Here is an 11,400-nt window from a genome sequence, read left to right as displayed (position 1 = left end):
GTGGATGGGAGGCTTAGGGTTAAGCACGCTCGATACGGCTCATCGGCTCTTCGCGTCGTATTCCTCGGTCCAGGCCTGCGTCTGCGCCAGCGCGGCTTCCGCCCGCCCGATCGCTTCGCTCACCTGGTTCGCGGCGGTGCCGCCGTAAACGTTGCGCGCGGCGACGACCGTCTCCGGCTTCAGCGTTTCGTAGATGCGATCGTCGAACAGCTCGGAGAACTGCTTGAACTCGTCCAGCGTCAGGTCGAGCAGGAACTTGTTCTGCTGGATGCAGTACAGCACCGTCTTGCCGATGACCTCGTGCGCCTGGCGGAACGGCAGCCCTTTGTTCACGAGGAAGTCGGCGATGTCGGTCGCGTTGGAAAAGTCCTGGTCGACGGCGCGGCGCATCTTGTCCTTGCGCACCTTCATCGTCGCGATCATCGGCGCGAACAGCTGGAGCGCGCCCTGCAGCGTCTTGACGGTGTCGAACATGCCTTCCTTGTCTTCCTGCATGTCCTTGTTGTACGCGAGCGGCAGCGACTTCAGCACGGTCAACAGACCGACGAGGTTGCCGTACACGCGCCCCGTTTTGCCGCGAACGAGCTCGGGCACGTCGGGGTTTTTCTTCTGCGGCATGATGCTCGAGCCGGTACAGAATGCGTCGTCGAGCTCCACGAACTGGAACTCCGTGCTCGACCAAAGAATCAGTTCCTCGCTCAGACGCGACAGATGCGTCATGATGAGCGAAGCGCCCGCCAGGAACTCGACGATAAAGTCGCGGTCGCTGACGGCGTCGAGGCTGTTCTCGTAGACGCGGCCGAAATTCAGCAGCTCCGCCGTGTACAGGCGGTCGATCGCGAACGTCGTGCCCGCGAGCGCGCCCGCGCCGAGCGGCAGCGCGTCGATGCGCTTGTAGCTGTCCTGCAGGCGCTCGATGTCGCGGCCGAACATGGACACGTACGCCATCAGATGATGGGCGAACAGGATCGGCTGCGCGCGCTGCAGGTGCGTGTAGCCCGGCACGATCGTATCGAGGTTGGCCTTGGCTTGGCCGATCAGCGCTTCCTGCAGCTTGGACAGCAGGCCGACGAATTCGACGACGCGCTTGCGCAGGTACAGGTGCATGTCGGTCGCGACCTGGTCGTTGCGGCTGCGGCCGGTGTGCAGCTTGCCGCCGACGGGACCGATCTCCTCGATGAGCGCCTTCTCGATGTTCATATGGATGTCTTCATCGGCGATCAGGAACGCCTGCTCCCCGCTGCGGATGCGCTGCTGCACCTTCAGCAAGCCCGCCTTGATCGTCTCGACATCCTCTTGCGGCAGGATGCCGCAGCGTCCCAGCATCGTCACGTGCGCGAGACTGCCCTGGATATCCTCCTCGGCCAACTCTTTGTCGAACGTGATCGACGCCGTATATTCTTCTACCAGCTGGTCGGTCTTCTTCGTAAACCGGCCGCCCCACAGCTTGCTCATGACGCTAGTTAGCCCCTCTCTATTCGGCAAATAAGGATGCGCGACAGCGTTATTCGCTCGCCATCCGGCGAATCGGACAAATAACGTTACGCGACATCCTTATCCGCTCAACATGCCGGATTTTACGCAAAATAACGATCTGCGGCATCCTTATCCAATCCCCACGCCGGACTATCGAGCAAATAACGATATACGGCATCGCTATTTGCCGGCGATCGGAGGATTTCGAGCGAATAAGGATACACGGCATCCTTATTCATCTCTCTGCCACCGTCGGCTGCTTAAACGCCTGAAGCGCCGTTCACGCCGGACGATACTTTGAGACGCAGCGCGTTCAGGCGGATGAAGCCGGTCGCGTCGCCCTGGTCGTACGCCTGGGTCGGGTCGGCTTCCATCGTGGCGATGTGCGGGTTATACAGGCTGACCGGGCTCTTGAGGCCGGCGGCCAGAATGTTGCCCTTGTACAGCTTGAGGCGCACGGTGCCGGTGACGTTCTTCTGGCTCTCGTTCACGAGCGCTTGAATCGCCAGACGCTCCGGCGCGAACCAGAAGCCGTTGTACACGAGCGTGCTGTACTTCGAGATGAGCGAGTCGCGCAGGTGCATGACGTCGCGGTCCATCGTCAGCGACTCCATCTTGCGGTGCGCGGTGAACAGGATGCTGCCGCCCGGGGTCTCGTACACGCCACGGGACTTCATGCCGACGAAACGGTTCTCGACCATGTCGACACGGCCAATGCCGTGCTTGCCGCCCAGTTCGTTGAGCTTGTTCATCACTTCGAGCGGGGACAGCTTCTCGCCGTTGACGGCGACGACATTGCCCGCTTCGAAGTCGAGCTCGACGTACTCGGCTTGGTCCGGTGCCTTCTCCGGCGACACGCTCAGCACGTACATGTCCTGCACGTCATCCGCGCTGGAGTCGAACCACGGATCCTCGAGCATGCCGCTCTCGAAGGAGATGTGCAGCAGGTTGCGGTCCATCGAGTACGGCTTGGCGGCGGACGCCTGCACGTTGATGCCGTGCTTCTCGGCGTAGGCGATCATCTCGGCGCGGCCCGGAAACGCCTCGCGGAAAGCCTCGTCGCGCCACGGCGCGATGACCTTGATGTCGGGGGCGAGCGCGGCCGCGGTCAGCTCGAAGCGGACCTGGTCGTTGCCCTTGCCGGTAGCGCCGTGCGCGATGGCGGTGGCGCCTTCGGCGCGGGCGATCTCGACCATGCGCTTCGCGATGAGCGGGCGCGCGATCGAGGTGCCGAGCAGGTATTGGCCTTCATAGAGCGCGCCGGCCTGGAACATCGGGTAGATGAAGTCTTTGGCGAACTCGTCCTGCAGGTCGTCGATGTATACCTTGGAGGCGCCGGTCTTGATCGCTTTTTCCTCCAGGCCGTCCAACTCTTCCTTCTGGCCGATGTCGGCCGTGAAGGTGATGATCTCTGCGTCGTACGTTTCCTTCAGCCACGTGAGGATGACGGAGGTATCCAGGCCGCCGGAGTAGGCGAGCACGATTTTTTCTTTTGCCATGATGGGAATGAACGCTCCTCTATTGAAAAATGGATGCGACGGTCGACGAAACGGCAGAATCCGGCAAGCTGCGGCTCAGTCGCCGCGCCCCGGTTCGCCGCCTCGCGAGCCGGCGCGGATCGGATGCTACATGATCGCGGCCATGACGGCCTTCTGCGCGTGCAGGCGGTTTTCCGCCTCGTCGAAGATGATGGAGTGCGGGCCGTCTATGACGCCCTCGCTCACTTCCTCGCCGCGGTGCGCCGGCAGGCAGTGCATGAACAGGTAGTCGGACTTGGCATGCTTGGCCAGTTCCTCGTTGACCTGGTAGTTTTTGAACGCGCGCTCGCGCTCCTGCTGCTCAGCTTCGAAGCCCATACTCGCCCACACGTCCGTGTAGATGATGTCGGCGCCTTCGACCGCCTCGCGCGCATCGCGCACGATGTCGACCCGGGCGCCGGATTGGGCCGCGTACTCGCGCGCCAGCTTCACTTGCTCCGCATCCGGCTCGTAGCCTTCCGGCGACGCGCTGGCAAAGTGAATGCCCAGCTTGCTTGCGCCGATCATAAGCGAATGCACCATGTTGTTGCCGTCGCCGATGTAGGCGACCTTGAGGCCTTCCAGCTTGCCCTTGTGCTCGAGGATCGTCTGATAATCGGCGAGCGCCTGGCATGGATGCGACTGGTCGGACAGGGCGTTGATGACCGGGATGGTTGCGCCGCGCGCCAACTCGACCACGTTGCGGTGGCCGAACGTACGGATGATGATGCCGTCAAGATAACGCGACAGCGTCTGCGCCGTATCGCGAATCGTCTCGCCGCGGCCCATCTGGATGTCGTTTTTGCTCAGGAACAGGCCGTGGCCGCCGAGCTGGAACATGCCGACCTCGAACGATACGCGCGTGCGGGTGGACGATTTTTCGAAAATCATGCCGAGCGTCTTGCCCTTGAGGGGCTGGTACACTTCCCCCGCTCTTCTGCTTGCGCTTGAGCTCGATGGCGAGGTCGATCAGATAACGGATCTCGTCAGGCTGGTAATCGACGAGCCCCAGGAAATCCCGCCCCTTGAGGCCTTGGGCGAGTTCTTCGGCGTTGGCAGCCGGGTTAGGCATGGCGATACCTCCTTGGTATGAAAAGGGGCACACAGACCCCGCGTTAGTGATAGTGTCGGCGAAACGCCGGCCGGACGCGATCGAGCGAGCAGCCGGCCAAGGCGCGATTAGTTCGAGGCCTTCGCGGCAGCCGCTTCGGTCAGGACGGCTGCGATCAGCTCGACCGCGCGGTCGATGTCCTCGCGCGACACGAGCAGGCTCGGCAGCAGGCGGATGACCGTCGGTCCCGCCGAGACGACGAGCAGGCCGCGCTTGTGCAGCTCGCTGATCCAGTCGGCGACCGGCTCGGTGCACTGGATGCCGATGAGCAGGCCGCGGCCGCGGATCTCGGTGACGACCGGCAAATCCAACAGCTTTTCGCTCAGCTTGGCAATCAAGTACTCGCCCGATGCGGCCGCGCGTGCCGGCGCGTCCTGCTTCAGGATCGATTCGACCGTGGCGGCCACGACCGTCGAGGCGATCGGCGTGCCGCCGAACGTCGTCGCATGCGAGCCGGCCGTGAAGGCAGGGATGAGCTTCTCCTTGCCGAGCATGGCGCCGACCGGGAAGCCGCTGCCGATGCCCTTGGCCAGTGTAAAGATATCAGGCTCTACGTCATAGTGCTGATGCGCGAACAGCTTGCCGGTACGGCCCATGCCCGTCTGGACTTCGTCCAGGATGAGCAGCAGGCCGTGTCGGTCGCACAGCTCGCGGACGCCGCGCAGAAACTCGGGCTCGACGACGATAACGCCGCCCTCGGCCTGCACGAGCTCGAGCATGATCGCGGCCGTGCGGTCCGTGATCGCCGCCTCCAGCGCCGGCAGATCGTGCAGCGGCACGTGGACGAAGCCCTCGGGCAGCGGCAGAAAGCCTTCCTTGACCTTGTCCTGACCGGTCGCGGTCAACGTCGCCAGCGTGCGGCCGTGGAACGACTGCGTAAACGTGATCACTTCGTAGCGATCGTTGCCCAGCACCTTCTGGTGATAGCGGCGGGCCAGCTTGATCGCGGCCTCGTTCGCCTCGGCGCCGCTGTTGCAGAAGAACACGGCGTCGGCGCAGCTGTTGTCGGTCAGAAGCTTGGCGGCTTTTTCCTGATACGGGTTCACGAAAAGGTTGGACGCATGCCACAGCTCCCCGAGCTGCGCCACGAGCGCATCCTTCACCTCGTCCGGCACATGGCCGAGGTTGGTGACGGCCAGGCCGCCCATAAAGTCGAGATACTCCTTGCCTTGATCGTCCCACAGGCGGCTGCCTTTGCCCTTGACGATGGCGATCGGATAGCGTGCGTAGGTCGGGAACAAGCTGCTCATGTTTTCCACTCCTTCGTTGGTTCGGTTATTCGCGTACGATGCGGGTCCCGAGGTTGCCTTCGTTAACCGCCCGGCTCAGCACCCGCGGCGCCGCGCCGTCGACGATCAGCACCTCGCGCACGTCGCCGGTCAGGCAGGCCATCGCGGCCCGCACCTTCGGGATCATGCCGCCGTAGATCTCGCCGCTCGCGATCATCTCTTCGATCTGCGCGAAAGTGACCTGCGGCAGCACCTGCTTCTCGCCGTCCGCCGTCCGCATGATGCCCGGCACGTCGGTCACGACGATCATCGTGGCGACGCCCAGATGCGAGGCGACGGCGCCTGCGGCGGTATCCGCGTTGATGTTGTAACGCTGGCCGGCCGCGTCGATGCCGATTGGCGCGATGACGGGCAGGTAGCCGAGCGCCACGATGCCCTGGATCAGCTCGGCATTGACGCCGGTCACGTCGCCGACAAGGCCGACGACGTCCGCGTTGGCTACGGGCCTGGCCTCGATCAGCCGCCCGTCGGTGCCCGACAGGCCGAGCGCCTTCGCGCCGCTCTGCTGCAGCCGCCGCACGATCTGCTTGTTGATGCGGCCGGCGAGCACCATCTCGACGACCTCGAGCGTCGGCTCGTCGGTCACGCGCAGGCCGCCTTCGAAGCGGCTCTCGATGCCAAGCTGGCCGAGCGTCTCGTTGATCGCCGGGCCGCCGCCGTGCACGATGACCGGCTGCGCCCCGCTCTCCTGCAGGTCGCGCAGATCCTCGAAGAACGCGTCCGGCAGCGCGGCGAGCGTGCTGCCGCCGCATTTCATTACGAATGCCATGGTTGCGCCCGCCTCCCTCTAAGTCCGGTAAGCGGCGTTGATCCGCACGTAATCATAAGTCAGGTCGCAGCCCCAAGCGAGCGCCTGCCCGCTGCCCATATGCAGGTCGACGCGGATCGCGACCGTGTCGCCCTTCAGGTAGACCAGCGCGGCGTCCTCGTCGAACGCGATCGGACGGGACTGCTCGAGCACGAGAATGTCGCCGAGCCGCACGTCGACCGTGTTCACGTTGAGCGGCACGCCTGCGCGCCCCGCCGCCGCGATGATGCGGCCCCAGTTGGCGTCCGCGCCGAAGGCCGCCGACTTCACCAGGCTCGAGCCGATGATCGTCTTGGCGATCGCCTGGGCGTCCGCGTCGCTCGCGGCACCCGCTACGGTCGTCTCGATCAGCTTGGTCGCGCCTTCGCCGTCGCGCGCGATCGCCTTGGCCAGCTCCTCGCACACATAACGCAGCCCTTCGGCGAACGCCGCCCAGTCCGGATGCGCGGACGTCAGCTCAGCATTGCCCGCAAGGCCGTTGGCCATCGCCACGAGCATGTCGTTGGTGCTGGTGTCGCCGTCGACGGTGATCATGTTAAACGTCAGGTTCGTGATGTCGCGCAGCAGCGTCTGCAGCGCTGCGGAGCCGATGGCGGCATCCGTCGTGACAAAGCCGAGCATCGTCGCCATATTCGGATGGATCATGCCGGAGCCCTTGGCTGCTCCGGCGATGGTGACCTCTGCGCCGTCTACGACAATGCGGACACACGCAGTCTTCTTGACCAGGTCGGTCGTCAGAATCGCCTGGCAAAAGTCGTCGGAGCCCGCCGCGTCGCCCTTCAGCCGTTCAGGGAGCCGTTCGATGCCCGCGCTGACGCGGTCCATCTTGAGCGGCTCGCCGATGACGCCGGTCGAGGCGACGGCGACCTGATGCTTCGCCACGCCGAGCGCCTCGGCGATCTGCGCGCGCATCGCGTACGCGTCGGCTTCGCCTTGGGCGCCGGTGCAGGCGTTGGCGTTGCCGCTATTGACGAGCACTGCGGTCAGCAGGCCTTCTTCCGCCAGGCTCTCGCGCGTCACCTGCAGCGGTGCCGCCTGAAATAAATTGGTCGTATACACCGCCGCAGCCGATGCCGGCACCTCGCTGACGATCGCGCCGAGATCGTGACGCTCCGTTTTTTTCAGCCCGCAGTGCAGTCCGCCCGCCTTGAAGCCCTTGGGCGTCGTCACGCCGCCGTCCGGCACGATGAGATAGCTCTTCCCCATGTCGCTCCCGTTCCCCCCGTCCGTTATGGATAGACCGGCAGGAACGTCAGACCCGTCGTCTCGTCCCAGCCCATCATCAAGTTCAAATTCTGAATCGCCTGGCCCGACGCGCCCTTGACGAGGTTGTCGATGACGGAGATGACCGTCAGGCGCTTCGTCCGCTCGTCGACGAGCACGCCGATGTCGCAGTAGTTCGAGCCGTACACTTCCTTGGTCGATGGATACGTCCCCTCGGGACGCACGCGCACGAAGGGCCGACCCTCGTAAAACTGATTGTACAGCTCGCGGAAATCGGCCGTCGTGCGGCTCTTGTCCGTGAGGCTCGCGTACATCGTGCTCATGATCCCGCGCGTCATCGGCACGAGATGCGTCGTGAACGACACGGTCACCGGTGCCCCCGCTGCGCGCGCCAGCGTCTGCTCGATCTCCGGCGTGTGCTGGTGCTGGTGGACTTTGTACGCCTTGAAGTTCTCGTTGACCTCGGAAAAATGGGCAGCCATGCTGAGGCCCCGGCCCGAGCCGGACACGCCGGTCTTGGCATCGACGATGATGCTGTCCGGATCGATCCAGCCGGCTTTGACCGCCGGATACAGGCCAAGCGTCGTCGCCGTCGGGAAGCAGCCCGGATTGGTGACGAAGTCCGCGCCGCGAACTTCATCGCCGAACAGCTCGCTCATGCCGAATACCGCGCGCTCGAGTTCGTCCTGCTGCGGCGCTTCTTTTTTGTACCACTGGGCGTAGCTGTCCCGATTCTTCAGCCGGAAGTCGCCGGACAGGTCGATGACCTTGAGCCCCGCCGCGAGAAACTGGCTCGCCAGCTTCGTGCTGACGCCATGCGGCGTCGCGAAGAAGACGACGTCGGCCTTGCCCGCGATCAGCTCGGGATCGACGGCGTCCAGGATGTCCGTGCGAATCTCCGTCAGATGCGGATAACCGGCCGCGAACGGCTCGCCCGCGTTGGACGAAGAGATGACCGACGTGACAGTCACGTAAGGATGGGCGGCCAGCAGCCGGATCAGTTCGACGCCGCCGTAGCCGGTGGAGCCGACGATGGCCGCGCGCACTTGAGATGGCGCCGTGGATGACGATGAGGATGATGGCATTTACATACACTCCTTGCTGTATAAAGGAATGGGACGCGCTATCGCGATAGGTGCGCGCGCCCGCCGTTCATGGCAAACTATTCCCATTGTACCGGATCGCGGTGGGGATGTCTAAAACAATTCAAGCCCCGTCGCCGCGTCCCGGCTATGTAAGTGCAGCTGCGCGGTCGGCGCTGCGGGACGCGACGGACGGCGGCTTGGCGGCACGCAGGGTCCGGTTGTCGATGTGTATCATTATACATTCGAATGATTATTTATTCAATGGAAGAATCGGCCGGATTGTAACGTTATTTTTGATGGAATGATCAATGATTCTCATGAATGGGGCGGCTTAGGGTTTGCAATGGCCGTTTAGGACAGAAGGATGCCGAAGGCGGAAATGCCCTTGCCCCCGGCGCGTAGATTGCCGGCGCCCTGGTTCGCCGGTGCATTGGTTCGCCGTAGCCGACACCCTTAGGGCTTGCGGTTGTTTCTCTCGTCGCCGGGTCTCGGCCCTTTCGGCGCCCATGGTACATTCGGCATGTCGGATACGTTCGGCTTCGCAGGCGGATGCGGTTCGTGAAATCCTTCGCCCAGCACCTCCGCCGCGTTCGTGATGATAACGAAGGCGCCAGGATCGGCATCCTGCACGAGCAACTTTAGCCGTGTCACTTCGTTCTGGCCGACGACGGTCATAAGCACGGGACGCTGCTGGCCGGTGTAGCCGCCCTCGCCCTGCAGCTTGGTAAGGCCGCGGTCCAGGTCGATGAGCACGGCCTGCGACACCTTGTCGGGCTGCGTCGTCACGATGAAGGCGGCCTTCGACGTCTGCAGCCCCGTCTGCACGACGTCGATCGTCTTGCTCGTGACGAACAGGCCGATGAGGGCGTAGAGCGCGTTTTCGGGCGCGATGAGGATGCCGGCCGAGAGGATGACGAGGCCGTCGAGCGTGGCGACCGCGAGTCCGAGGCGCAGGCCGGTGAAGCGGTGCAGGATCTGCGCGGCCGTGTCGAGGCCGCCGGTAGATGCCTGGCCGCGGAAGACGAGGCCGAGGCCCAGCCCGACGCCAAGCCCGCCATAGATGGCGGCGAGCAGCGGGTTGTGCGTCGGCGGCGCCCAGTGCGCGGTGAGCAGCACGAACAGCGGCAGCACGACGGAGCCGACGGCGGTCTTGATGCCGAAGCGGCCGCCGAAGACGGCGAGGCCCGCGAGGAAGAGCGGGATGTTGAGCGTCCACTGCGTGTAGGCGGGCTTAATATCGGCCAGGTAGTTGACGATGACCGAGATGCCGGAGACACCGCCGGAGGCGATGTTGTTCGGCAGGAAGAACAGGTTGAAGCTGACCGCAATCAGGAAGGAGCCGACGAGCAGCAGCGCCATCGACACGGCATTGCGGTAAAGCGGCGAGCGCGGCTTGCGGCGGCGCTTGTTCGGCCTGGGCTCGGGAGGAAGCGGAAGCTCCGCGCGATTCGCTTCGTTTGCATTTTCCATCGTAGGAAGCCCACTTTCTTTTATTTTGAGCACGTAGTTACATACAAAAAAGGGCAAGCCCCTTCACTCGGGCCGGCGCGATAGGTTTACTTCGAACGGATGCCGACATCGCTTCCCGTTGAGGGGAGCAGTGCCGGCGATCGAAAGAAACGTTTCCTCGCGTTGCCATTAGTGTCGGAACTTGCCGCATGCTTTATTCGAACTTGAGCGACGCCGATTATTCGGCCGCAGCCGCCGGATCCGTCTTGATCTGGCTGCGCAGATAACCGTCGATGAACGGATCGATATCGCCGTCCATAACCGCCTGCACGTTGCCCGTCTCTACGCTGGTACGATGATCCTTCACCATGCTGTAAGGGTGGAATACGTACGAGCGGATCTGGCTGCCCCAGGCGATGTCGAGCTGCTCGCCGCGGATGGCGGCCAGTTCGGCCTGCTGCTCCTGAATCTTCTTTTCGTACAGCTTGGATTGCAGCATCTTCATCGCGCGGTCGCGATTCGAGATCTGCGAGCGTTCGGTCTGGCAGGCAACGACGATGCCGGTCGGCAAGTGCGTGAGTCGGATCGCCGAGTCGGTCTTGTTGATGTGCTGGCCGCCGGCGCCGCTCGCCCGGTAGGTATCGACGCGCAGATCCTCGGGTCGAATCTCGATCGTGATGTCGTCCGGAATCTCCGGCACGACGTCGCAGGACACGAACGACGTATGGCGTCTGCCCGATGCGTCGAACGGCGAAATGCGCACGAGCCGGTGCACGCCCTTCTCGGCCTTCAGGTAGCCGTAGGCATTGTAGCCGCGGACCATAATGGTGACGCTCTTGATTCCCGCTTCGTCCCCCGGCAGATAGTCGAGCAGCTCCACTTTGAAGCCCCTCTTTTCCGCCCAGCGCGTGTACATCCGGTACAGCATCGAAGCCCAGTCCTGGGACTCCGTGCCGCCCGCGCCCGGGTGCAGCTCGAGGATCGCATGGGACTTGTCGTACGGCTGGTTGAGCAGCAGCTGCAGCTCGAAGTCGTCGACCTTCTTGGACAGCGCTTTGACGCTGCCCACCCACTCGGCCTCCAGGTCCGCGTCCGACTCCTCCTCCAGCATCGCTTGCATCGCTTCGAGGTCCTCCTGCTCGGCCGCTAACGTCGTATACTGCTCCACGACGCCTTTGACCGCATTCAGCTCGGAGATGACGCCCTGCGCCTTTTCATTGTCGTCCCAGAAGTCGGGCGCGCTCATTTTCTCCTCGAAGTTCGCGATCATTTCCTGCTTGAGATCTAAGTCAAAGAGACCCCCCTAAGATACGTGAGTCGCTTCGCGGATTCGCGAAGGTCTTGCTTGGCTGTGTAATCGTTGACGGCCATTTAAATCACCTCATCGTAGAATGCGGCCCGGCTTGCGGTCCGAAGTTGCTTTCTTTATCTTCGCTGTCCC

General features: G+C 63.4%; 8 protein-coding genes and 1 pseudogene. All 9 read right to left on the bottom strand.

The genetic code is table 11. The annotated features are described in order from the left end of the window. Positions 1-39: 39 nt before the first annotated feature. The 9 genes and pseudogenes from argH to prfB all read right to left on the bottom strand — a co-directional run bounded on the left by argH (position 40) and on the right by prfB (position 11,330). On the bottom strand, positions 40-1,455 hold the full coding sequence (gene argH, locus OMP38_RS30020) for an argininosuccinate lyase (RefSeq protein ID WP_277568339.1): 1,416 nt from the start codon (positions 1,453-1,455) through the stop codon (positions 40-42). Positions 1,456-1,736: 281 nt separating this feature from the next. Beyond that, positions 1,737-2,975, bottom strand: a complete 1,239-nt coding sequence (locus OMP38_RS30015; protein WP_090116285.1) for an argininosuccinate synthase — start codon at positions 2,973-2,975, stop codon at positions 1,737-1,739. Between the two features lie 126 nt (positions 2,976-3,101). Further along, positions 3,102-4,065: pseudogene (gene argF / locus OMP38_RS30010) on the bottom strand (ornithine carbamoyltransferase). A 107-nt stretch (positions 4,066-4,172) separates the two neighbouring features. Continuing rightward, positions 4,173-5,354 (bottom strand): acetylornithine transaminase, encoded by a 1,182-nt coding sequence (locus OMP38_RS30005; RefSeq protein ID WP_277568338.1) that lies wholly within the window; start codon positions 5,352-5,354, stop codon positions 4,173-4,175. A gap of 25 nt (positions 5,355-5,379) precedes the next feature. Next, on the bottom strand, positions 5,380-6,162 hold the full coding sequence (gene argB / locus OMP38_RS30000; RefSeq protein ID WP_277568337.1) for an acetylglutamate kinase: 783 nt from the start codon (positions 6,160-6,162) through the stop codon (positions 5,380-5,382). An 18-nt stretch (positions 6,163-6,180) separates the two neighbouring features. Then, the gene (gene argJ / locus OMP38_RS29995) at positions 6,181-7,407 is read right to left on the bottom strand and encodes a bifunctional ornithine acetyltransferase/N-acetylglutamate synthase (protein WP_277568336.1); all 1,227 of its coding nucleotides are present in this window, start codon (positions 7,405-7,407) and stop codon (positions 6,181-6,183) included. A gap of 23 nt (positions 7,408-7,430) precedes the next feature. Beyond that, on the bottom strand, positions 7,431-8,510 hold the full coding sequence (gene argC, locus OMP38_RS29990; protein ID WP_277568335.1) for an N-acetyl-gamma-glutamyl-phosphate reductase: 1,080 nt from the start codon (positions 8,508-8,510) through the stop codon (positions 7,431-7,433). 453 nt (positions 8,511-8,963) lie between these two features. After that, positions 8,964-9,980, bottom strand: a complete 1,017-nt coding sequence (locus OMP38_RS29985) for a YitT family protein (protein ID WP_277568334.1) — start codon at positions 9,978-9,980, stop codon at positions 8,964-8,966. A gap of 217 nt (positions 9,981-10,197) precedes the next feature. Further along, a protein-coding gene (prfB, locus tag OMP38_RS29980; RefSeq protein WP_277568333.1) for a peptide chain release factor 2 occupies positions 10,198-11,330 on the bottom strand; the annotation gives its coding sequence in 2 pieces (ribosomal slippage) (positions 10,198-11,259 and positions 11,262-11,330; 1,131 coding nt in all). Between the last annotated feature and the right edge of the window lie 70 nt (positions 11,331-11,400).

Origin of the sequence: Cohnella ginsengisoli (assembly GCF_029525555.1) — a bacterium.
Lineage (GTDB): Bacteria > Bacillota > Bacilli > Paenibacillales > Paenibacillaceae > Cohnella > Cohnella ginsengisoli.
Note: the sequence above shows the minus strand (reverse complement) of the source record. Positions and strands in the feature narration are given on the sequence as shown.